Origin of the sequence: Methylobacterium sp. NPDC080182 (assembly GCF_050281105.1) — a bacterium.
Classification (GTDB): Bacteria; Pseudomonadota; Alphaproteobacteria; order Rhizobiales; family Beijerinckiaceae; genus Methylobacterium.
This window is the reverse complement of record NZ_JBNNWO010000003.1, coordinates 408,760-429,719: the sequence shown is the minus strand read 5'-3', so window position 1 is coordinate 429,719 and position 20,960 is coordinate 408,760. Positions and strand designations below refer to the sequence as shown.

Genomic DNA, 20,960 nt, shown 5'->3' with positions numbered 1-20,960 from the left:
GTCTGGATCACGCGCGATTGTTCCGCAACCGCCGGGACGGCGCCAGCCCCCGGCGGCGGGGCCGCGCCGGATGCCGGCGGGCCGGCCACGGAACGAGAGAACCCGGCGTCTCCGCCGGGTCCGGTCTCTGTCAGGTCGCGCCCATCCAGGCCCACGTGTCCAGGCTCACTCGCCCTCGTCGTCGGTCTCGACCGGCGGGGCGAGGTTCTCGAGGCCGCGCAGCAGGTCCTCCTCGCTCATGCGGTCGAACTGGACCGCCGCGTCGTCGCTGGAGGATTGCGGCGCCACCGCGGCGGCGGCCGGCGAGCTCGACAGCAGCGGCACGGTCTCGGCCTCGGGCTCGTCCACCTCGACGTACTTCTGCATCGAGTGGATCAGCTGCTCCTTGAGGTCGTCGGCCGTGATGGTCTCGTCGCCGATCTCGCGCAGGGCCACGACCGGGTTCTTGTCGCGGTCGCGGTCGATGGTCAGCGGGGCGCCGGCGGCCAGGAGGCGGGCCCGGTGGCTCGCCAGCAGCACCAGCTCGAAGCGGTTCTCGACCTTCTCGATGCAGTCTTCGACGGTGACGCGCGCCATGCGGGGCGGCTCCTTGGGCTTGAGCGACGGGTGATGTCGGGTATGGCGCCACTCTACACCGGATGCCGTTGTGCAACAAGCACAGCGGGTTGCGCGGCGCGCGCGTCCGGCGCGAACCCGGCGCGCGTCCGGCGCGCGTGCCGGTCCGGTCGGGCCGGACGCCGAGGGGCCGAACGCCGAGGGGCCGGAGGACCGCGTCGCTGCGGCATCATGGTGCGGCGCATTGTTGACACCCGGCGCCGCGGGTGCGAGTGCGCGCGCCATTCCAGAGTTTCGGCCGACACGGGCGGCGCTCGCGCGCCGCGCGGCGCCGGCGACCAGGACGCAACATGCGCGCACTCATCTTTCCGGGCCAGGGCAGCCAGGCGGTCGGCATGGCGCGGGACCTCGCCGAGGCCTTCCCGCAGGCCCGGGCCGTGCTCGACGAGGTCGACGCCGCCCTGGGCGAGAACCTGTCGCGGCTGATGTTCGAGGGGCCGGTCGAGGCGCTGACCCTCACGACCAACGCCCAGCCGGCCCTGATGGCGGCGAGCCTCGCGGTGCTGCGCGTGCTGGAGGCCGAGCGCGGCCTCGACCTCGGGCGCGACGTCGCCTGCGTGGCCGGCCACTCGCTCGGCGAGTACGCCGCGCTCGCGGCCGCGGGCAGCCTCACCGTCGCGGACGCCGCCAGGCTGCTGCGCCTGCGCGGCGAGGCCATGCAGGCGGCCGTCGCGCCGGGCGCCGGCGCCATGGCGGCGCTGATCGGCACCGATCTCGAGGCCGCCCGGTCCGTCGCCGAGGCGGCGGCCGACGAGGCCGGCGACGGCGCGGTCTGCGACGTCGCCAACGACAACGGCGGCGGCCAGGTGGTTCTCTCCGGCGACCGCGCGGCCGTGGAGCGCGCCGTCGGCATCGCCACCGGCCGCGGGATCAAGCGCGCCGTGATGCTCAACGTCTCGGCGCCGTTCCACTGCCGCCTGATGGCCCCGGCCGCCGAGGCCATGGCCCGGGCGCTCGCCGAGGTCGCGCTGGCGGCCCCGCGCGTCACCCTCTACGCCAACGTCGCGGCCGCCCCGGTCACCGATCCGGAGGCGATCCGCGCGGCCCTGGTCGAGCAGGTCACCGGCACCGTGCGCTGGCGCGAGAGCGTCGCCGCCATGGCGGCCTCCGGCGTCGACCGGTTCTACGAGCTCGGCGCCGGGAAGGTGCTGACCGGCCTCGTCAAGCGCGTCGCCCCCCAGGCGAGCGCCGCCGCAATCGGCACCCCCGCCGACGTCGCCGCCTTCGCGCTCTGATCCGCGCGCTCTGATCCGACGGAGTCCCGCATGTTCGACCTCACCGGCCGCAAGGCCCTCGTCACCGGCGCGACCGGCGGCCTCGGCCAGGCGATCGCCCGGGCCCTGCACGCGCAGGGCGCCGCCGTGGCGCTCTCGGGCACGCGGCCCGCGGCCCTGGAGGCGCTCGCCGCCGAACTCGGCGAGCGCGCCAGCCCCGTCGCGGCCGACCTGTCCGACAAGGACTCGGTCGAGGGCCTCGTCCCGGCCGCCGAGGCCGCGATCGGCCCGCTCGACATCCTCGTGAACAATGCCGGCATCACCCGCGACAACCTCTTCATGCGGATGAAGGACGAGGAGTGGGAGCAGGTGATCGCCGTCAACCTCACCGCCGCCTTCCGCCTGTCGCGGGCCGCCGTGAAGGGCATGATGCGCCGCCGCTCCGGGCGGATCGTCAACATCGGCTCGGTGGTCGGCAGCACCGGCAATCCCGGCCAGGGCAACTACGCCGCCGCCAAGGCCGGCCTCGTGGGCATGACCAAGGCGCTCGCCGCCGAGGTCGCCTCGCGGGGAATCACCGTCAACTGTATCGCCCCGGGCTTCATCAGCTCGCCCATGACCGACGCCCTCAACGAGAAGCAGCGCGAGGGCATCCTCGCCCGCGTGCCCGCCGGGCGGCTCGGCGAGGGGTCGGAGGTCGCGGCGGCCTGCCTCTACCTCGCCTCCGCGGAGGCGGGCTACGTCACCGGCCACACGCTGCACGTGAATGGCGGGATGGCCATGTACTAGGGCGCGTATACCGGTTCCCGGCCGGCGGGAACGGCGCGCGAATCACCCCCGCCGACACGCAAGTGCCACACCCATGAAGGCTTTCTGAACGGGCCCTCGCCAGGGCTGGAACCCTGTGCTACCACGCCCCGCAGCCGTACAGGGGGTTGACGGTTCAGCGGGTTTTCAGTCCAAGGCCCTCCGGCGGGGGCGTCCCGGCTCACGCGCCGGTTCACCTCAGAAGCACGCGCGATCGGACACCGGCCCGTCACAACAAGCCCGCAGGGGCGCGACGCGGCCACGGCACCACCCCGAGAAGACTGACAGACCAGAAGGACGAGGACGGAAGACCGATGAGCGATATCGCTGAGCGCGTGAAGAAGATCGTCGTCGAGCACCTGGGCGTCGAGCCCGAGAAGGTGGTCGAGAGCGCCAACTTCATCGACGACCTCGGTGCCGACAGCCTCGACACGGTCGAGCTGGTCATGGCCTTCGAGGAGGAATTCAACGTCGAGATCCCGGACGACGCTGCCGAGACCATCCAGACGGTCGGCGACGCCGTGAAGTTCCTGGAGAAGAACTCCGCCGCCTAAAGGCGCCGGGGACCGGGTTTGACGCGGCGCGGGTGAGGCGAAACAGCCCCCGCGCCGTTATGCGTTTCAAGGCTCGGCGTGGTGACGGGTCCCGCAGGGACCGATTCTGCCTCCGAGCGAGTTAGGACGATGCGCGACCGCGGCGGTGCCGGCGGGGCGGCGCCTCAAGACGGGACAGGGCACATGCGGCGGGTGGTGGTCACGGGTCTGGGGATGGTCACGCCGCTGGGCAGCGGGGTGGAGCACACCTGGAGCCGGCTGATCGCGGGCGACAGCGGCGCCGGCCCGATCCGCGGCTTCGAATCCGCCGACCTGCCCTGTCGGGTCGCCGCGCAGGTCCCGTTCGGCGACGGCACCGACGGCACCTTCAACCCCGACCTCGTGATGGAGGTGAAGGAGCAGCGCAAGGTCGACCCGTTCATCGTCTACGCGATGGCGGCGGCCGACGAGGCCCTGAAGGATGCCGGCTGGCTTCCTAAGAGCCACGAGGACCAGTGCGCCACCGGCGTGCTGATCGGCTCCGGCATCGGCGGCATCGGCGGCATCTACGACGCCTCCGTGACCCTGCACGAGAAGGGCCCGCGCCGGATCTCGCCGTTCTTCATCCCGGGCCGGATCATCAACCTCGCCTCCGGCCAGGTCTCGATCGCCCACGGCCTCAAGGGCCCCAACAACGCCGTGGTCACGGCCTGCTCCACGGGCGCCCACGCGATCGGCGACGCGAGCCGCCTGATCGCGCTCGGCGACGCCGACGTGATGGTGGCGGGCGGCGCCGAATCGCCGGTGAACCGCCTGTCGATCGCGGGCTTCTCCGCCTGCCGGGCCTTGACCACGGGCTTCAACGACACGCCCGAGAAGGCCTCGCGCCCCTACGACCGCGACCGCGACGGCTTCCTCATGGGCGAGGGTGCCGGCATCGTGGTGCTGGAGGAGTACGAGCACGCCAAGGCCCGCGGCGCGAAGATCTACGCCGAGGTGGTGGGCTACGGCCTCTCGGGCGACGCCTACCACATCACCTCCCCCTCCCCGGACGGCGACGGCGCCTTCCGCTGCATGACCGCCGCGGTGAAGCGCGCCGGGATCTCCCCGTCCGAGATCGGCTACATCAACGCCCACGGCACCTCGACGCCCATGGGCGACGAGCTGGAGCTGAAGGCCGTGGAGCGCCTCCTGGGCGACGCCGCCGCGAACGCGACCATGTCGTCCACCAAGAGCTCGGTCGGCCACCTGCTGGGCGCCGCCGGCTCGGTCGAGGCGATCTTCTCGATCCTAGTGCTGCGCGACAACGTCATCCCGCCGACGCTCAACCTCGACAACCCCTCCGTCCAGACCAAGATCGACCTCGTGCCGTTCGAGGCCAAGCGCAAGCAGGTCGACGTGGTGCTGTCGAACTCCTTCGGGTTCGGCGGGACGAACGCGTCGCTGGTGATGCGGCGGGTCGCGTAGGCGCGTCGCCGTCCGACCGCGACACCGGCCGCACCTCGTCCCGACGCTCCGACTTCCGTCCGACATGCGGAATGCGGCCTCCGAACGGGCGATCGTGCCCGCCGAGGCTGCTCCCGAAACCCGCGTCGCTGGGTCCGGATCCGTGCGCGCTGCGGGCGAGAGCCCGCGCGCACCGAGATCCTGACCTCCCGCGCGGCATCCGCGACGGCGGGCGTCTTCGAGCGCGCGCAGCGCCCGGGCCCTTCAGGATGCCGGCGTGATCGGGATCCGCGGCGGGCGCGCCGCGCGGCCCCTGACCCCGTGCTCGGCTACCATCCCCGCCGCTCCGCCTCGCCCGGCACCCGCCCCTGCGGCGTGAGCGTGTGCACCACCTCCGGCAGCGTCTGGGCGAGCTGCGACAGCAGGGTCTCGCGGTCCATCCCGGTCTGCTGCTGGAGGGTGTCCACCGTGTCGGGGCCGAGCGCCCGGGCGAGCTGGTCCGGGGCCACCGGGCGGTTGGTGCCGTGGCCGATCCAGGACTCGATCACGTCGCCGAGGCCGCCCTGGCGGAACCGGTCGACCAGCCCGTCGAGGCCGCCGAGGTCCCCCTGCCCGTCCGGGGTGGCGCGGCTCGGCGGCGGGGCGTCGCCGGGGCCGTCGAGCATGCCGGAGAGGTCCGAGAAGTCGCCGGGCGGCAGGGACGGGTCCGATGGCCCGCCCAAGCCGCCGTCGCGGCGGCCGCCGTACTGGTCCCAGCCGCCGATATCGCCACCCTCTTCCGGAGGACGGCGCCCGCCGGCATCGGCGGGGTGCTGGCCGGGATCGCGCCCGTAGGGTCCGGCGCCGCCGGAGCGGTCGGCCTCGGGGCCGGGCTCGCCCCGGTGCCCGCGGCCGAAGATGTCGCCGAAGCCGCCGCTGGCGCCCTTGGCCAGCAGGAGCATCAGGAGTGCCTTGACCAGGGGCGACATACCCCCGGACCCCTGCTTCTGCCCGCCGAACACCTGACCGAGCACGCCGCCGATCGCCGATTCGAGCAGTCCCATGCGCGTCTCCCCCCGTAGGCCCGGGCCGGACGGGCCCGGGCGAACAACATTCCGGGGCGGGCGCGGGTTGCCTCGCTCAGCGGGCCGGCGTCGCGAGCGCCGCCTGCGCGGTGCCGCCACCGGTCGTGGCGTCGGCGGGCTCGACCAGCGGCACCGTCGCGGCCGAGAGGATCAGTCCGGCCAGGAACAGGCCGGTGGCGGCGGCGCCGGCGCGGGGGCGCGGCAGGCGAACGGCGCGGCGTCGCGCGGGATGGGGACGGTCGACGGTCCTGGGCATCGCGGCCTCTCCGGGTTCGGGGCGGGCCCTGGGGCCCTTTCTGCCGGAAAAACGCCGTCGGGGGGCGGAGAGGTTCCCGCGCCGTCAGGTCCGGCCGGCGAGGCGGCGTCCCAGCGCCCCGAGCAGGCAGGCCGCGCAGTAGACCGGCAGCATCAGGGCCGCGCCGTCGAGCCACAGGCCGGGCAGGCCCGGCACGAACCCGGCGATCGCCGCCGCGGCCACGAGCCCCGCGACCACGCAGAGCCCCAGCGAGGCGGCGAGGCGGTCCGGCCAGCCGACCAGCGCGCCGACCACGAGGCCGAGCGCGGCCGCCCCGGCGAGCCCGGGCCAGAATCCGGCGAGCAGCAGCGTCACGGCCGTCCGGCCTCCCTGCGGGCGCGATGGTGGCGCGCGGCCGGGCGCGCGGATGGGCGCGGCCCGGCTGGCGGATGCGCGGCGGAGCGGATCTCCCTCACGGCAGCAGCGCGAAGACGACGGGGCCGGCCGGCCCGTCCGGCCCGGCCGTGACCTGCTCCGGCCGGGCTCCGGCCTGGAGGAGATACTCCACCACCGCCTGGGCGCGCAGGCGCGGCAGGTCGACCGGCGGCTCGTCGGGGGCCTCGGCGGGCTTCTTCGCCGCCGCCTTGCCGGGCGCGGCCGGCTCCTTCCTGGCCGCGCCCGCCTTGCTCCGATCCTTCGTTGCGTCCTTGGCCGCGTCCTTGGCCGCGATTTTGGCCGCGTGCGTCGCGGCTTCCTTGGGCGCCGGGGCCGGCGGCGCGGGTGTGGCCGGCTTGGCGGCGTCGGCGACCCGGGTCGGCTCGGCGGTCGCGCCCTCCCCCGGTGCCGGTCCGGCGGCCGGGGTCGCGGGCGGCTTCGCCGGGTCGGCGGGGCCCGAGACCGCGACGCGCAGCGACGGGCAGGTCTTCGCCAGGGCGGCCAGCGCGTCGAGGGTCGGGTAGAAGGCGGGCGTCAGCACGGCGCCGCCCGCGGGGAAGTGCAGGTCCGTCCCCGCCAGGGCGGCGGTGAAGTCGGCGCGGCAGGTGGCGGGGTCGCGCCGCTCCGCCGCGTCCCGGGCCGTGACGCTGGCCTGCCCGGTCCAGCCCGGGGGCAGCGCCTCGGCGAGCCGGTCGGGGGTGCGCGCGGCGCCCTCCCGGTAGAGGCTCTCGCCGGTGAGCGTCACGGCGCGGTCCGAGACCGCGACGGTCCCGCCCGCGAGGTTCGTCACCAGCGGGGCGGCGGCGGCCAGCGCGTCCCCGAGATCCGGCGGGGCGCCGTCGGCGAGGCGGGTGCGGTCGATGACCGGCTCCCGGAACAGGCGCGGGCGCAGGGCGGCCAGCACCCGCTCCCGGGTCGCCGCGTCCGGCAGGTGGCCGGTGAGGGTCACGGCGTCGGCAGTCCGGCGGATCGCCACCCGGTAGGGCGAGAGCGGCCGCGCCGTGAGCGCCACCCGCCCGGCCGCCACGCCGGCGGGCCGGCCGTCGCGCATCAGCGCCTCGGCGTCGGGGAGCGCCTGCCCGTCGATGGCGTCGCCGGTCACCGAGACCGCCCCGTCCCGGAACACGACCTGCCCGGACTGGATCAGCTCGGCGAGCTTGAACGCGAAGGCGATGAGGCTCTTCGGGTCGATCGCCGGGTCGAGCCCCCGGGCGGCCAGGAGCCGGTCCTCCACGGTGCCGCCCGCGGCGGCCTCGGTGGCGGCGCGCAGGGCGGCCTCGCGGTCGGCCGCCGAGGGGGCGAAGCCGTCGAGGACGAGGCCCCGGCCCGATTTCTCCACGGCGAACCGGTACGCGGCCACCTTCGGGGGCAGGATCTCGACCCGCCCGACGCTGAACCCCTCCGGCGGGTCCGACAGGGCGGCCCGCAGGGCCTCGTAGGCCGGCACGTCGAGGGCCTCGCCCGACAGGCTGAGCACGGTGTCGCTGAGCGCCGCCCGCCCGCCCTTGGCGAGACCGGAGAGCCGGGCCGCGAGGAACGCGGCCGCGCCGGCGAAATCCGGCGGCGCGCCCCGGGCGGCCCGGGCGGTGTCGTCGAGGCCGGTGCCGGGATCGAGGGCGCCGGTGATCCGCGCCTCCAGGGCCCGCCGGCCGATCTCCACCGGGCGGCTGCCTTCGAGGGCGATCCGGTTCTGACCCGTGCGGATCGCCGCCCACTGGAAGGGCGCGGCGGTCTCCACGATGCCGAGTTCGGAGACGATGCGGCGCGGGCCGTCGAGGGCCGCGAGGCGGGACAGCACGGTGGCGCGCTCGGCGACGTCCGGCGCCTCGCCGGCGGCCACGAGGTCGCGCCCGACGGCCTCCAGGCGCAGCCACGGCTCGCCGGTGGCGGTGGCCGTGCCGGCGGCGATCGCCGCGCCCTCCGCCGCGAGGCCGTCGGCGATCCGCGGGGCGGCGTAGAGGGTCGCGCTCGCCCAGATCAGCGCGAGGGCCGGAAGGCCGGCGAGCCAGCCGGCGCCGCGCAGGCCTTGGGCGAGAGTTTCGGGCAACGGCACGGTCGCAGGTTCGGGCGCGGGTCGGGACGTGGGGGCAGGCGGATCCGGTGCCGAGAGCACACCGTCTTTCCGGCAGCATGAAGGCCGGCGGCCTCCTTTCTCCCACGGGTCAGCGCCGCGCCGCGTCCCCGCGCCGCCGGAACCGGCCGGACGCCCTCCGGTTTCCGAGCCAGACCCCGTCCCCGCTGAGGAGCGTGCCATGCGATCCATCCTCGCCGCCGCCCTGCTGCCGGCGATCGCCGTCCCGGCCGGGGCCCAGAGCCTGTCGGCATCGCTTGAGCCGATCGCCCCCGTCGCCAATCCGGGCCAGCTGAGCCTCGGCGGCAGTTCCACCACCGGGCCGTTCCCGACCGTCTCGGCGCAGACCGGCGGCCTCGTGAATGCCGGCCAGCTGAGCTTCGGCGGGGGCGGCGGCGGTGGCGGCGGCCGCATCGGCGCGTCGGGCGGCCTCTCGGCCGGGACGACGCTCGGCGCCACGACCGCCGGTTCGGGCGGGGCGGGCCAGCTCGGCGGCCTGGGATCCACCGCGACCGGCGGTGCCGGCGTCACCGGCACGACCCTCGGGACCGGCGGGACGATCGGCGCCACCGGTGCCCGCAGCGGCCTCAGCGGCGCGTCCCGCACGGGCCTGGGCTCGACCGCGGGGAGCCTCCTGACACCGACCCTCGGAACGGGCGGTCTCGGGGGTGGGTCGGGCCTGTCCCCCGGCCTGGGCACCGGGCTCTCGGGAGCCGGCCTCGGCGCAGGTGTCGGCGCAGGTGTTGGCACGGGTCTCAACGCTGCCGGAAGCCTCGGCTCCTCGCTCGCGACCGGCTCGTCCGGCGTCGCGTCGGCCGGTCTCGGCAGCGGCGTGGCCGCGTCGGGCATCGGCGCGACGGGTGCCACCCTGTCCCCCGGCGGTCTGTTCGGGCTGTTCGGACTGTTCGGGCTCGGGACCGGAACGGCCGCGAGTGGAGCCACGGCCGCGACGGTTTCCGGGACGGGCGGCGCCGGCACGGGCGGCGCCGGGATCCCCGGGACGCCCGGGCTGCCCGCGGACGATCCCGCCCAGGCGGCCCGCACCCTGCCGACCGGCGGCGGGGCGATCGGCGGTGCCGGGATCGGCGGCGCGGCGGCCGCGCCGGTCCGGACCGGCGACCTCTGCGGCGGGCCCTTCGCCGAAGCCTGCCTCGGCCAGGGGTTCTGAGCGGCCTCCGGGGCCGGAACCGCGCCGAACCGCTGCCGTTCCTTCTGTGCCGGCACCTCGGCCGGGACAGGAGACAGAGATGAACGTCATGCTGGGCCGCGTCTCGCTCGCGGCCGCTCTCGTGATCGGCGTCTCGGGCGCTGCCCTGGCGCGCGATACCGGGCCGAAGGCCCACGGCGCCAAGGGCACGGCCGGCCTGCACGGGATCGGCTTCAACGAGCCGAAATTCCGCTCGGACCTGCGCACCGGCAAGGAGCAGCCCTATACGTGGCCGGTGAGCGACCGCTATCGCCCGGTCTCGCAGCCCTTCTACGGTCGGGCCTACTGAGCCGCCCGGCGCACGCTCCGCCGAATGGATGAGTGGCGGCGCCCCGCTCCGCCGCGCACAACCGGGGCCGGCCCCGTTCCGTCATCGGAGCGGGCGCCGATCCGGCGATGGCCCAGAGGCACGGGGTCCGTGGCGTGCCGGCTCCCGAGGCAGGAGAGTGTGATGCATCCGCTGAACCGGCGCGTCGTCGCGGTCCCGGCCGTCGCGCTTCTGGTCGTCGCGCCCCTGCCGGGGCGCGCGGGCGAGTTCGCGCAGGTCCCGCCGGTGCCGGGCATGGCCCTGACCCTGCCCGATCCCGGCATGGCCAACGGGGCGCCCGCGCCCGCTCCGACGGCGGCACCGACCCCCGCCGCGGCCGCGGAGCCGCCCGCTCCGGTCAGGGCGGCCTCCGTTCCGGCGGTCGAGCGCCGGTTCCGGGGCCTGGGCAGCGGGCTCTCGTCGATCGACGGGCAGCTCCCGAACCAGCGCACCGGCCAGCGTCACCAGCACGTGGTCCGCGACATCTGCATCGGCTGCTGATCCGATCCGCCTCCGGCGCGGCGCCGGTTAGTGCGGCGCCCGCGCTCGGGAATTCGCTTGGATCCAGCGCGGCGAGAGGATGTCGCCGGCCTCAGTGATGATCCAGGGTTGGGCCTCGCCGGATTCCATCGCCGCGATCGCGACGGCGAGGGCCTCGCGCAGGGTCGCGAACGGCCGCCCCTCCGCGGCGCGGGCCGGTGTGCCCTTGGGCCAGATGGTCAGTTCGGCTCGTCTGTCGAGGTCGGAGGGCGTCATCGGCGCTCTCGTGGTGCTTCGCAGAGTGCTTCGGCGGGATGTGGGCGTTCTACCGTGCCTGTGTGCGTGCCCGTGTGACGCGGATCTGGCGCCGCGGTCTCCGATTCGCGCCACGGGCCGCGACGCCAGCAACGCGCGCGCTCGCCCGGCGGTTTCGATCGGTTCGGGGGCGCGCGCGAAAAACAAATCACCCGCTCCTCAAGTTTGATTTGAGAACGTGCCGGTGGAAGTTTAGTTCATTTGCATCGAATGCATGGCGCGCGGGATCGGTGCCTGAATTCACGGCTGAGAATTCCTGGGAAACACTGCAGTACCGTGCCGTCCTGGCGATATGGTGCAATGCGAAAAATGCATGCCGCGACGCACAAATCCGTGGTCTCATGCGCTGGTCGATCGCATCCCGCGGTCGACACCGCGATCGAACCGGAGACGCACCATGCGCACGATCCTCATCCTCGCGTCGGCCGCGCTCACCTCGGCGGCCTTCACGGGCCTCGCCGCCGCCGACGACCGCCTGCACCTGACGCCGCCGCTCTATCGCGATCAGGCCCGGCCCGCCCAGCAGATCCGCGCGATCCACGATCTGACCACCACGCCCCAGCCCGTCGCCGCGCCGGCGACCGTCAATCGGACGGTCTCGTCCCTCGGCCGGCCGATCGTCCAGGCCGCCGTCGAGGCGAGCCGCTGAGCCGGCTGCCGGAGACGGAGCGCCCCGGGCTGCTCCGTCTCCGGCCGACGCTCAGACGATGTGCAATTCCTGCGCGGCCACCGACGGTTCCACGCCGCGACGGATCAGGCGCCGCGTCCGCGCCCGCTGATCGCGCGCGGTGCTGAGGGCAGTCCCCGCCGCGCGGTACCCCTCGAACCACAGATCCGCCCACGCATACTGCGCCGCCATCGCGAGCAGGACGGCGTTCTCGGCCTGTCTCAGGCCCAGCCGCAGGCTCTCATCCGCCAAGCGGCCAACCTCCCCGTACATCATCTCCAACTCCGCGTCCGAACACGGCCGGCAGCGCCGCGAAGGGCCGCCGGCCACCCGCCCAGAGGCCGCTCGGCTCTCCCGCTCAGTGCGACGCCGCCCCGGCAGCGTCGCGAGCGGCGGCCGCCGCTTCCCGGGCCGTATCCTGCCCTCGCACCCCTTTCGTGCGGACCGTGTCGGGGGCGCGGCGCGCCGCTCCGACGACGCTTCCGAAGGCCGTCCGGGCCTGTGCGAGACCGGTCCCGGCGACGTCGCGGATCTGGGTCGGGACCTCGTGGCCCGACGACTGTGCCATGCACTGTGCCATGCGTGGTCTCCTGTCGGCCGCCATCCGGGTTCGGCCGGCCCGTTTGTGCATCGCACATGGACCGGCGTCCAGGGATCGCCCGCGCGTCGGCGCGACCGGTCAGATCTCCGTCTCGCGCCGGACGATCGCCTCTTCCCCGCTGCCCTTCTGCGCGAGGCCGACCTCGGGATCCTCGGTCGGGATCGTGGCCGGCGCCGCCTTGATGCGCTCCGCCGGAGGCTCGTCCGCCTCGCGCGCGTCCGGTCCGCGGCTCGTCGGGTCTGCGGTCTCGCGCGTCATGCGGTCTCTCCCTGCCTGCAGCCAACGCGACGGGGCGTGTGCGGGTCCCGGGGCTCCGTCACGATGGCGGGAGGCGCGACGCGGATCGCGGCTCTATATGGGAGGTGCGAGCAGGGAGAGTGGTGTGTTCACCGTCAAGGGGATTGATCCGTCCGGGCGCGTCATGACGTTCGCCTGCGGGACGGACGAGCAGGCGATGGAGAAGACTTGGGAGCTGGCCCGGCGCGGCTTCCGCGAGATCACGGTCGCCGATCCGAAGGGCAAGGAACTCTCCGCGGCCGCCTTCGAGCGCTCGCTCAACATCGACTGGGAGTGACGCGCGTCGGCGCGCGCCGGGAGCCCCGCCGCCCCCGACCCTGCCGACGACACTCTGGCCGCGCCGAGCGCCGGTCGACCCGAGGCAGGCGCCTGTCAGGTCGCCTCGAGTTCGCGCCAGAGGTTCGCGCGGCCCGACCGCGCCGTCTCGGGGATGTCGGTCGTGGCGCCGATCTCCTCCGCCTTGCGCCAGATGGCGCGGCAGACGAGGATCTCGCTGCTCGCATCGATGCTGAGGATGAAGCTGTCCGGAACGATCTCGGCATCCGGGAGCGCGACCCGCACGCCGCCGGCCGATCGGTCGTAGACGATGCACGGCAAGCTTCGATGCTCGTCGACCGAGATGCTGCCGGTCTCGTTGAGAAGCGTGCGTGGAGCGCTGCGTCGTTCGAACATCACCGCCTCGAGAACCTCTGCCCGACAGGATCGGTCACCCGGGTTCAAGGGCGGTTTGCGAAATGCCTCGAATTGTCGGGAAGCTGCCGTCCCTGTGAATTCTGCGCTCTTCATGCGCGCTCGGCCGGAGGCCGGATGCGCGGAGCACCGCCGCCCCCCGAGCGACCGGGGCGACGGATCCGCAGGGACGGAGACGGCCTCGGTCGGACCGCTCGGCGCGTGTGACCGGCCTCAGGATCGACCTACTCGGTCACGACCTCGACGAGGGTGGTGAGAAAGCCCAGCGCGACGGCCCCGATGCCGCCCATGAAGGCCGCATCCCACCCGGCGAACTCCCTCGACTGGGGCGCGCGCAGGAAGGCGAACAGCGTCACGGCGGCCCCGCAGACGACGAGAGCGAGGGCCAGCAGGATCGATCGAGACATGGCGTTTCCCTATGCGCCGGTCTCGCGGCCCTTGAGGGCTCTTGTAAACGGACGAGTGCGACCGGCTTGATCTGTTCAGTCTCGTCCGTCGTCGAAACATGACAGACGAGAGCGCGGTGAACAAGGTGTTCATCTGTTCTGCACTGCGGAACAGCGGCCGGAATGACGCTCTCATCTGATCCGCACAGGACTGAAGTCGCGCGCGGCCAGGGCTGCCCTTCACGAGGGGCATCGACCGGCCGGCCGCGGGGAGTGCCCCGCCGGGACGGGATCCGGCGCGGTCAGTCGATGAAGACGCGGACGCCGTCCGTGTTGAGCAGGTCGCGCTGGTCGGCGCACCATTGCTCCGGTCCGACCGCGGCGATCTCGTCCGCGACCCGCCGGCCCTCCTCGGCGATGGCCTTCCGGGCACGCTGGTGGCCAAGGCCGGCGTCGAGGGCTCGGCGGACCGTGCGGGACAGGCCCTCGGACACCGTGTCGTCGATGGTGTAGAGCTTGCGGCAGTGCAGGACGATGCCGGCCTGCGCGCCGACGATCCGCACGAGACCCCGGATCGTCTCCGCGCGCTTGGTGTCGTCTGCCTCCTCGGCAGCCCGGGCGGTGCCCGGCACGACCGCCGTTCCCAGGAGGGCGGCGAACAGCAGGGCGCGAGTCATCCGGGGCATTCCTTCTGGCCGATGCCGGAGCCGTCTCCGGAACGCCGCACCGGGCGGCCGCGCCCGCCCCGTCAGATTCGGCCGGTCACTTCCGGGCGGCCATCAGGTCGTGGGTCAGAACGGTCAGCTTGCCGATCAGGTTGCTGATATCGGAGCCCTTGCACGACCATTGCGTGCCGACCGCCTCGCCATCGGCCGAGACGGAGACGACCGCCACCGAGCGCAGGCGACCCTCGCGGGCCAGGGCCAGCTGATCCTGCAGCACGGCGATGATCGACGCGGTGTCCTCGTCCACGACAGCGGGCGCGATATGCGCTGGGAACGGCACGACCGAACTCGTCATCGTCTGCTCTCGCTTCATCTCGCCGACCCCTTCGGTAGCATCCTCGGGCCCCGGCGTGCGCATCAGCTTTGTGCAGAGTGTGGCAGCTTGTCCGTGTCCCGCGATGTCCTGGACGTGTGTGGCGACGATGCAACGGTCTCGGCGCGGCTCTGGGCCGCGCGGCGGCACGAGGCGCCGGGCTCCGCGGCGCTTCGTTACGAGGGGGCCCCGCCGAGCGGGGCGCCCCCGGAGGTCGTCATCCTCAGGCGGCCTTGCGGCCCTTGCGCTCGCGCTCGGCCATGGCGCCGGGCTGGCCCAGGCCGATCGCCTTGGCGAGGGCGGAGCGCTGCTCGGCGTAGCTCGGCGCGACCATCGGATAGTCCGCCGGCAGGCCGTAGCGGTCGCGGTAGCTGCGCGGATCCAGGCCGTGGCTGGTCAGGTGGCGCTTCAGCGTCTTGTAGGTCTTGCCGTCGATGAAGCTGACGATCCCGTCGTGCCGGACCGACTTGCGAATCTGGGCCGCGCTCGGCTTCTCGACCTCGGCCTGCGGAACCGCCCCGATCTCCGCCGTCAGAGTCCCGGTGACGAGCCCGCTGATCGCGCCGTGCACGCGCGCGATCAGGGCCGGAAGCTCCGCGGCCGGCACCGGATTGTTCGACACGTAGGCGGCGACGATATCGCCCGCCAGCTCGATGAAGTTGGAGTTGGGCCCTGTGGTTTCTTCTGACACTGTAAGATTCCTGGTGTGCCCCTCGCCCGGGATCTGCTACTTTTGAGCACTGAATGCAAGTTACAAAACCGTTGGCGGGCCGCTTCCGGTGCATGATCGGGGTGCCCGCCGCGGAGATCGGCCGGCCATTTCTGGCGATTTCCGGCGGAGTATTTCCGAGCGCCGTCCGAGGCGGCCTATCGACTGCGGTAGAGTTTCCGCTCTGCAGAACGACCAGAACGTGCATCTGGCGGACTTGAAGTCGGCCCGGGCCGGCCGATGGGCCGTTCCGCCGTCATCCGCGGTGACGCAGCGCCCCGGTCGTGGCATGGCGCGGCCATGCTGATGCTCGCCCTCCTCATCGCCCTGCTGGCCGTCGTGGTCGCCATGTTCGTGCTGCGGCGGTGGACCGGGCGGCTGGCCTCGCTCGCGACGCTCCTGGCCGGAGCGATCATGGTCCTGTGGCTCGCCGAGGTCGGCCTGCTTCCCGGAACGCAGGGCCCGTTGACGGCGTACCGCCCCCTCGTGCCCGGGCTCGACCGGTAACGGTTCGGTAAGCGTACCGGCGGAGCATGGGGCATGCCCACGCTCTCCGCCCCGCGCCTGCTCACGTTCTTGGTGTCGGCCGTGCTGATCGGCCTCGCCGTCGCCAGCCTCTACACGCGCATCCCGATGGTCGGAAAAACCGTCGTGGCGCACCGGCAATGGTTCTTCATCGGCGCCTACGCCCTGCTCGCCCTCGGGGTGACCACCCGCAGCCTGTAGCGGACCGCGCCGCGGTCCGTTCGCCACCGCGCGCCGCGCCGAGGAGGCCGGAATGGCCCTGAAGACCACCTACCTCGTGCAGCCGTTCGAGCTGCACCGGAATCGCCTGCGGCCGGCCCGTCAGGAGCCCGCGCAGAGCGAGTTCGGCGCCCTCAAGAAGGCGGAGGCGCTGGCCGCCCGCATGCCCGGCGCGGCGGCCCTCAGGGTCGTGGCCGACGACGAGACCGGGGAACTCGAGGGCGTCACGATCCTCGGCCAGTTCGGGACCGTTCCGGACGATTTCGCCGAGAGCCTGCTGGGGGGCTGATGCGGCCCGCGGGTCCCGGCTTACATCCGGCCGCGTCTGGGGGTGCGACACGGGCGACCTCCGATTGCGGCCCTCCGGAAACTACGTAGAAACAGCGGAGACAGATCCTTGCGAGCTCCGGCGCTCGCCGAGCTCGCATCCGTGCCCCGCTATTTCATCGACCTCCACGACGGCGCCAACTTGGTTCGCGACCGCGACGGCTTCGATCTTCCGGATCTCGCCGCGGCGCGGGCGCAGGCGGTGCGCATCCTGACGCGGCTCGCGCAGGGCTTGACCGATCCGATGGAGCGGCAGGATTACGTGCTCGCCGTGCGCGACGAGCAGGGCGCGGTCCGCCTGCGCCTGCGACTCTCCTACGATGTCGAGGGCGGCTGACGGCCCGGCCGCGCGCGGGTCGGGAAAGCGGGAGATCGTATGCGACGCTCAACAGGTCTGACCGGCTCGCTCGCGGCGGCGCTCCTGCTGCTCGCCGCCGCCGGGCCGGCAGGGGCGCAGACCGCGCCGCCCCCGCCCACGGGATCCGCCGCGGCGACGGCCGACAACGCCGTGCTGCTGACGGTCTTCCTGCGCCACGACCAGTCCCGCCCGCTGGCGGAGCTGAACGCGCAGCTCGCCAAGCAGGGCTTCTACAAGGCCTTCCCGCCGCCGGGCATCGAGGTCGTCTCGTGGAACGTCGTCATGGGGATCGGGCAGATCATCGTCCTGCGGCTGCCCGCCTCCCGCCTGCGTGAGGTCAACCGCGTCCTGGAGGACACCGCCTGGGGCGCGTACCGGACCGAGTTCTTCCCGACCTACGATTACAGGGCCGTGGGCCTCGCGGAGCACGAGAAGGCGCGCTGAGACCGTCCCGGCCGCCTCAGGCCGGAGCCGCGCCGCCCGGACCGACCGGCCCGAGATCCAGCGCGTCGTCCCACAGGTAGGGGTGGCCGAGGCGCTTGGCCGCGTACATCGCCGCGTCCGCCCGCTCCACCAGGGCCTCAGGCCGGGTGGCGTGCAGGGGCGCGCAGGCCACGCCGATCGCCGCGCCGATGCGGATCGGCGATCCGGTCCCGAGATCGTACGGCTCGGCGAGGCGCGCCTGGAGGCGCAGGGCGAAGCCGAGGGCCGGCGCCGGCGCCGCGTCGCCGAGCAGGATGGTGAACTCGTCGCCCCCGAGCCGCGCGGCGCAATCCCCCGCGCCGAGCGCCGCCCGCAGGCGCTCGGCCAGGTGTCGCAGGAGCGCGTCGCCCACCGCGTGCCCGTGGCGGTCGTTCACCGGCTTGAAGCCGTCGAGGTCGAGGCACAGCAGCGCGCAGGGCGCGCCGTCGAGGTCGGCCAGGGTCCGGTCGAGCCGGGCCGCGAACAGGTGGCGGTTCGGCAGGCCGGTCAGCGGGTCGTGGTGGGCCATGTAGCGCAGGAGCGACTCCGCCCGGCGGCGCTCGGTCACGTCCTCCCACAGGGCGGTCCAGCCGCCGCCGGCCTGCGGGTGCAGCGTGATCGCGACCTGGCGCCCGTCCGCGAGCGTCTGGACCACGGCATCGGTCGCGCCCCGGGCGAGGAGCCGCCGCCGCGCCGCCCAGAGGCCGCAGGGATCCCGGTCGGCCGGGACCGCCCCCGCGGCGCTCGCCGCGCCCACCGCCCGGGCATGCATGCCGGGCCGGATCCGGTTCGCGGGCGGCCCGAACAGGCGCCGGAACCCGTCGCTCACGAACAGCAGCCGGTCGGCGGAATCGAACAGGCACAGGCCGTGCGGCAGCGAGTCCAGCGCCTGGACGATGCCGGGTCCGAGCTTGCGCCCGCGGCCGAGCCCGTCCTGGCGCCGGGCGCAGGCCGCCTGCCGGTGGCGCCGCGCCAGCCTCGTCGCCGCCCTGCCCGCCTCCGCCGCCATGGCCGGTCCCCCGAAACGCCCGACAGCGTCGTCGGGCGATCGCCGGAACGTGCCGGCTCGGAAATTAGTCTCCGGTCTTCATAGAATGGGATTCCTTTCGCCAACCTTGACGAAAGTCGTGCGCGTTGAGCGATCTTCGCGGAGATTGACCATCCTCAAGTTGAGGTGGTGATCGCGGCGCGCGAACTCTGTCGGTCGACGGGTCCGCGCGGTCGGGCTGCGCCGACGTCCCGGGGGGCGCCGCGCGGCCCCCGGGACGACGTCTATCGGCGGCGCGTCAGGGCGCGTCGTGCGGGCCGTGATGGCCGTCGAGCACCGTGTCGCTGGTCGGGACCGTCGCGGCGACGGCCTCGGCGCGGCGGATGTCGGGCGCGGTCGCCTCCTCCACGAAGGCCGCCACGGCCTCGCTCAGCGGCAGCGTGCGGGTCTGCTGGCTGCCGAGCCGTCGGATCGAGACCGTGCGCTCCTCCGCCTCGCGGCGACCGAGCGCCAGCAGCACCGGCACCTTGGCGAGCGAGTGCTCGCGGACCTTGTAGTTGATCTTCTCGTTGCGCAGATCCGCCTCGACCCGCAGGCCGGCGCGCTCCAGGGTGCGGATGACGTCCCGGGCGTAGGGATCGGCCTCGCCGGTGATCGTCGCCACCACCACCTGGACCGGCGCCAGCCACAGCGGGAAGTGCCCGGCGAAGTGCTCGATCAGGATGCCGGTGAAGCGCTCCATCGAGCCGCAGATCGCCCGGTGGACCATCACGGGCGGCTTCCGGGCGCCGTCGGCGTCGATGTAGAAGGCGCCGAACCGCTCGGGCAGGTTGAAGTCCACCTGCGTGGTCCCGCACTGCCAGTCGCGGCCGATGGCGTCGCGCAGCACGTACTCGAATTTGGGCCCGTAGAACGCGCCCTCCCCCGGGTTGACCGCGGTCCGGATCCGGCCGGCCGACTGCTCCTCGATCTGCGCCAGCACGCGGGTCATCACGTCCTCGGCGTGGTCCCAGAGGGCGTCGGAGCCGACGCGCTTCTCGGGCCGGGTCGAGAGCTTCACGACGATCTGGTCGAAGCCGAAATCCGCGTAGGTCGAGAGGATCAGGTCGTTGATCTTCAGGCACTCGTCGGCGAGCTGGTCCTCGGTGCAGAAGACGTGGGCGTCGTCCTGCGTGAAGCCGCGCACGCGCATCAGCCCGTGCATGGCGCCGGACGGCTCGTAGCGGTGGACGATCCCGAACTCGGCCATGCGCAGGGGCAGGTCGCGGTAGGATTTCAAGCCGTGCTTGAAGATCTGCACGTGGCCCGGGCAGTTCATCGGCTTGAGGGCGAACCAGCGCTTGTCCTCGGCCTCCTCGCCCGCGGACTGCGCGGCGAACATGTTCTCCCGGTACCAGCCCCAGTGGCCGGAGGTCTCCCACAGGGCCTTGTCGAGGATCTGCGGGGCGTTCACCTCGGCGTAGTCGCCACGCAGGCGCCGGCGCATGTAGGCGATCAGCTCCTGGAAGATCGTCCAGCCCTTGGCGTGCCAGAAGACGACGCCCGGCCCCTCCTCCTGGAAGTGGAACAGGTCCATCTCGCGGCCGAGCCGTCGGTGGTCGCGGCGCTCGGCCTCCTCCAGCCGGTGCAGGTAATCGTCGAGATCGGCCTGGTTCGCCCAGGCCGTTCCGTAGATGCGGGTCAGCATCGGGTTGTTCGAGTCGCCGCGCCAGTAGGCCCCCGCGACCTTCATCAGCTTGAAGGCGGTGCCGACCTTGGCCGTCGAGGTCATGTGCGGGCCGCGGCAGAGGTCGAACCAGTCGCCCTGGCGGTAGATCTTCAGGTCCTCGCCCGGCGGGATCGCGTCGACCAGCTCGACCTTGAAGCCCTCGCCCTTGCCGGCGAACAGCGCCCGCACGTCCTCGCGCGTCCAGACTTCCTTCGTGAAGGGCGCGTCGCGCGCGATGATCTCGCGCATCTTCGCCTCGATCTTCGGAAAGTCCTCGGGCGTGAACGGGGTCTCGCGATGGAAGTCGTAGTAGAAGCCGTTCTCGATCACCGGGCCGATCGTGACCTGCGTCTCCGGCCAGAGCGCCTGCACGGCCTCGGCGAGCACGTGGGCGCAGTCGTGCCGGATCAGCTCCAGGCTGCGCGGGTCGGTGCGGTCCAGGAACTCGATGCGGGCATCGCGGTCGATCGGGTCGTCGAGGTCGGCGACCGTGCCGTCGAGCGCCATGGCGACGGTGCGCTTGGCCAGCGACTTGGCGATGCCCTCGACCACGGCCCGGCCGGTCGTGCCGGCGGCGATCTCCCGCGTGTTGCCGTCGGGGAAGGTGAGAATCGGCATGGTACGAGCGTCTCCGGGCTCAGTCCTGCATACGGGGCAGGTAAGCGGTTTCGAGGGAGCGGCCGTGTAGACCGATTTCTCGGGCGAGGGAACAACGGTGCGGCGCAACTTCACGCATCCCTGCCCTTCGTCCGCCGTTCGGGTGCGCGTGATCGTCCCCGCGCGCGTGTGGCGCCGGGGGCATGGCCCGGGAGGCGAGCACGAGGGACGCGGGACGCCGCGGGAACCCAGGTGTCGGCCAAGTACGCGCGGGATCCGATCCCCGCGGCGCCCCGCGGCATCGGCCGGGCATGGTCCCCGGCCGGTGCCGTCTGTCTCGTCGCGACGTCTCCGACGTCCCGGTCCTGCGACTCCCCGTGAGCGGTCTCTGTCGAGGTGCAGGCACGCCGTACTCGCACGCCGTGCCCGCACCTCCGGAACCCGCATCGGCGCCGTGGCCTTCCAGCCGTCCCCCGCCTCGTAGTGGGCGGGTCCGCAGGTCGCTCAGGGTCGGCCCAGAGGCGGGTCGGCGCGGGGGCATTTCCTCACCCCGCCGGGCACAGTGCCGCCCGGTCTCACGCCCGCGTCCGAGGCACGCCCCGCACCGGTCCATCGCCCGGGGCGATGGCGGCTGAGAGCCACCGACGCGGGCGCCGCCC

At 73.6% G+C, this 20,960-nt stretch carries 30 protein-coding genes; 14 read left to right on the top strand and 16 right to left on the bottom strand.

The genetic code is table 11. The features are described from left to right. Positions 1-165: 165 nt before the first annotated feature. Positions 166-576, bottom strand: a complete 411-nt coding sequence (gene rpoZ / locus ACQKQD_RS08150; protein WP_010685409.1) for a DNA-directed RNA polymerase subunit omega — start codon at positions 574-576, stop codon at positions 166-168. Positions 577-905: 329 nt separating this feature from the next. Here rpoZ and fabD point away from each other — a divergent pair, with 329 nt between their 5' ends. The 4 genes from fabD to fabF all read left to right on the top strand — a co-directional run bounded on the left by fabD (position 906) and on the right by fabF (position 4,636). After that, positions 906-1,850: an ACP S-malonyltransferase gene (gene fabD, locus ACQKQD_RS08145; RefSeq protein WP_091682547.1), complete on the top strand. Its 945-nt coding sequence runs from the start codon at positions 906-908 to the stop codon at positions 1,848-1,850. 30 nt (positions 1,851-1,880) lie between these two features. Then, a complete protein-coding gene (gene fabG / locus ACQKQD_RS08140; RefSeq protein WP_056523896.1) occupies positions 1,881-2,618 on the top strand; it encodes a 3-oxoacyl-[acyl-carrier-protein] reductase in 738 nt (245 codons plus the stop codon). Positions 2,619-2,950: 332 nt separating this feature from the next. Beyond that, entirely contained in the window at positions 2,951-3,190 is a 240-nt protein-coding gene (locus ACQKQD_RS08135) for an acyl carrier protein (RefSeq protein ID WP_007559070.1), read from the top strand. 183 nt (positions 3,191-3,373) lie between these two features. After that, positions 3,374-4,636, top strand: coding sequence for a beta-ketoacyl-ACP synthase II (gene fabF / locus ACQKQD_RS08130; RefSeq protein WP_132367551.1), 1,263 nt, complete (start codon positions 3,374-3,376; stop codon positions 4,634-4,636). A gap of 308 nt (positions 4,637-4,944) precedes the next feature. On the opposite strand, the gene ACQKQD_RS08125 is transcribed toward fabF, so the two are convergent. The 4 genes from ACQKQD_RS08125 to ACQKQD_RS08110 form a co-directional block, all read right to left on the bottom strand. Further along, on the bottom strand, positions 4,945-5,658 hold the full coding sequence (locus ACQKQD_RS08125; RefSeq protein WP_427508046.1) for a YidB family protein: 714 nt from the start codon (positions 5,656-5,658) through the stop codon (positions 4,945-4,947). 76 nt (positions 5,659-5,734) lie between these two features. After that, positions 5,735-5,935 carry a hypothetical protein gene (locus tag ACQKQD_RS08120; protein WP_020095200.1) on the bottom strand — a complete coding sequence of 67 codons (201 nt, stop codon included), beginning with the start codon at positions 5,933-5,935 and terminating at the stop codon, positions 5,735-5,737. A gap of 84 nt (positions 5,936-6,019) precedes the next feature. Continuing rightward, positions 6,020-6,289: a hypothetical protein gene (locus ACQKQD_RS08115; protein WP_020095199.1), complete on the bottom strand. Its 270-nt coding sequence runs from the start codon at positions 6,287-6,289 to the stop codon at positions 6,020-6,022. 97 nt (positions 6,290-6,386) lie between these two features. Then, positions 6,387-8,402 (bottom strand): hypothetical protein, encoded by a 2,016-nt coding sequence (locus tag ACQKQD_RS08110; RefSeq protein WP_427508045.1) that lies wholly within the window; start codon positions 8,400-8,402, stop codon positions 6,387-6,389. Positions 8,403-8,601: 199 nt separating this feature from the next. Between ACQKQD_RS08110 and ACQKQD_RS08105 the strand changes: the two genes are divergently transcribed. The 3 genes from ACQKQD_RS08105 (at position 8,602) to ACQKQD_RS08095 (ending at position 10,435) form a co-directional block, all read left to right on the top strand. Continuing rightward, positions 8,602-9,588, top strand: coding sequence for a hypothetical protein (locus ACQKQD_RS08105; protein ID WP_427508044.1), 987 nt, complete (start codon positions 8,602-8,604; stop codon positions 9,586-9,588). A gap of 79 nt (positions 9,589-9,667) precedes the next feature. Then, entirely contained in the window at positions 9,668-9,916 is a 249-nt protein-coding gene (locus tag ACQKQD_RS08100; protein ID WP_427508043.1) for a hypothetical protein, read from the top strand. A gap of 162 nt (positions 9,917-10,078) precedes the next feature. Continuing rightward, positions 10,079-10,435 carry a hypothetical protein gene (locus tag ACQKQD_RS08095; protein WP_091682558.1) on the top strand — a complete coding sequence of 119 codons (357 nt, stop codon included), beginning with the start codon at positions 10,079-10,081 and terminating at the stop codon, positions 10,433-10,435. Positions 10,436-10,462: 27 nt separating this feature from the next. On the opposite strand, the gene ACQKQD_RS08090 is transcribed toward ACQKQD_RS08095, so the two are convergent. Then, positions 10,463-10,690: a hypothetical protein gene (locus tag ACQKQD_RS08090; RefSeq protein WP_091925947.1), complete on the bottom strand. Its 228-nt coding sequence runs from the start codon at positions 10,688-10,690 to the stop codon at positions 10,463-10,465. A gap of 436 nt (positions 10,691-11,126) precedes the next feature. Between ACQKQD_RS08090 and ACQKQD_RS08085 the strand changes: the two genes are divergently transcribed. Next, positions 11,127-11,378 carry a hypothetical protein gene (locus ACQKQD_RS08085; RefSeq protein WP_056523875.1) on the top strand — a complete coding sequence of 84 codons (252 nt, stop codon included), beginning with the start codon at positions 11,127-11,129 and terminating at the stop codon, positions 11,376-11,378. A gap of 51 nt (positions 11,379-11,429) precedes the next feature. Here ACQKQD_RS08085 and ACQKQD_RS08080 read toward each other — a convergent pair whose 3' ends face one another. From ACQKQD_RS08080 to ACQKQD_RS08070, 3 genes are all read right to left on the bottom strand, one after another. After that, a complete protein-coding gene (locus ACQKQD_RS08080; protein ID WP_020095193.1) occupies positions 11,430-11,672 on the bottom strand; it encodes a hypothetical protein in 243 nt (80 codons plus the stop codon). 82 nt (positions 11,673-11,754) lie between these two features. Then, on the bottom strand, positions 11,755-11,976 hold the full coding sequence (locus ACQKQD_RS08075) for a hypothetical protein (RefSeq protein ID WP_427508042.1): 222 nt from the start codon (positions 11,974-11,976) through the stop codon (positions 11,755-11,757). A 99-nt stretch (positions 11,977-12,075) separates the two neighbouring features. After that, the gene (locus tag ACQKQD_RS08070) at positions 12,076-12,255 is read right to left on the bottom strand and encodes a hypothetical protein (protein ID WP_427508041.1); all 180 of its coding nucleotides are present in this window, start codon (positions 12,253-12,255) and stop codon (positions 12,076-12,078) included. 97 nt (positions 12,256-12,352) lie between these two features. On the opposite strand from ACQKQD_RS08070, the gene ACQKQD_RS08065 reads away from it, so the two are divergent. Next, the gene (locus tag ACQKQD_RS08065) at positions 12,353-12,571 is read left to right on the top strand and encodes a hypothetical protein (protein ID WP_210383195.1); all 219 of its coding nucleotides are present in this window, start codon (positions 12,353-12,355) and stop codon (positions 12,569-12,571) included. Between the two features lie 95 nt (positions 12,572-12,666). Here ACQKQD_RS08065 and ACQKQD_RS08060 read toward each other — a convergent pair whose 3' ends face one another. The 5 genes from ACQKQD_RS08060 to ACQKQD_RS08040 form a co-directional block, all read right to left on the bottom strand. Beyond that, the gene (locus ACQKQD_RS08060; protein ID WP_020095189.1) at positions 12,667-12,966 is read right to left on the bottom strand and encodes a PilZ domain-containing protein; all 300 of its coding nucleotides are present in this window, start codon (positions 12,964-12,966) and stop codon (positions 12,667-12,669) included. A 242-nt stretch (positions 12,967-13,208) separates the two neighbouring features. Then, on the bottom strand, positions 13,209-13,391 hold the full coding sequence (locus tag ACQKQD_RS08055; RefSeq protein ID WP_020095188.1) for a hypothetical protein: 183 nt from the start codon (positions 13,389-13,391) through the stop codon (positions 13,209-13,211). Between the two features lie 281 nt (positions 13,392-13,672). Next, a complete protein-coding gene (locus ACQKQD_RS08050; protein WP_100251999.1) occupies positions 13,673-14,047 on the bottom strand; it encodes a hypothetical protein in 375 nt (124 codons plus the stop codon). An 85-nt stretch (positions 14,048-14,132) separates the two neighbouring features. Continuing rightward, complete coding sequence (locus ACQKQD_RS08045) at positions 14,133-14,408, bottom strand: hypothetical protein (protein WP_026605251.1); 276 nt, start codon at positions 14,406-14,408, stop codon at positions 14,133-14,135. A gap of 223 nt (positions 14,409-14,631) precedes the next feature. After that, positions 14,632-15,099 (bottom strand): MucR family transcriptional regulator, encoded by a 468-nt coding sequence (locus ACQKQD_RS08040; protein WP_020095185.1) that lies wholly within the window; start codon positions 15,097-15,099, stop codon positions 14,632-14,634. 318 nt (positions 15,100-15,417) lie between these two features. Between ACQKQD_RS08040 and ACQKQD_RS08035 the strand changes: the two genes are divergently transcribed. The 5 genes from ACQKQD_RS08035 (at position 15,418) to ACQKQD_RS08015 (ending at position 16,990) form a co-directional block, all read left to right on the top strand. Next, entirely contained in the window at positions 15,418-15,624 is a 207-nt protein-coding gene (locus ACQKQD_RS08035) for a hypothetical protein (protein WP_026605250.1), read from the top strand. A gap of 33 nt (positions 15,625-15,657) precedes the next feature. Further along, positions 15,658-15,843 carry a hypothetical protein gene (locus ACQKQD_RS08030; protein ID WP_012318898.1) on the top strand — a complete coding sequence of 62 codons (186 nt, stop codon included), beginning with the start codon at positions 15,658-15,660 and terminating at the stop codon, positions 15,841-15,843. 52 nt (positions 15,844-15,895) lie between these two features. Further along, a complete protein-coding gene (locus ACQKQD_RS08025; protein ID WP_020095183.1) occupies positions 15,896-16,150 on the top strand; it encodes a hypothetical protein in 255 nt (84 codons plus the stop codon). Between the two features lie 141 nt (positions 16,151-16,291). Beyond that, on the top strand, positions 16,292-16,525 hold the full coding sequence (locus ACQKQD_RS08020) for a DUF6894 family protein (protein WP_026605249.1): 234 nt from the start codon (positions 16,292-16,294) through the stop codon (positions 16,523-16,525). A 39-nt stretch (positions 16,526-16,564) separates the two neighbouring features. Continuing rightward, entirely contained in the window at positions 16,565-16,990 is a 426-nt protein-coding gene (locus tag ACQKQD_RS08015) for a hypothetical protein (protein ID WP_427508040.1), read from the top strand. Positions 16,991-17,006: 16 nt separating this feature from the next. Here the strand turns inward: ACQKQD_RS08015 and ACQKQD_RS08010 are convergent, their stop codons facing one another. Beyond that, positions 17,007-18,017: a diguanylate cyclase domain-containing protein gene (locus tag ACQKQD_RS08010; RefSeq protein WP_427508039.1), complete on the bottom strand. Its 1,011-nt coding sequence runs from the start codon at positions 18,015-18,017 to the stop codon at positions 17,007-17,009. Positions 18,018-18,294: 277 nt separating this feature from the next. Beyond that, complete coding sequence (gene thrS, locus ACQKQD_RS08005; RefSeq protein WP_020095179.1) at positions 18,295-20,322, bottom strand: threonine--tRNA ligase; 2,028 nt, start codon at positions 20,320-20,322, stop codon at positions 18,295-18,297. Between the last annotated feature and the right edge of the window lie 638 nt (positions 20,323-20,960).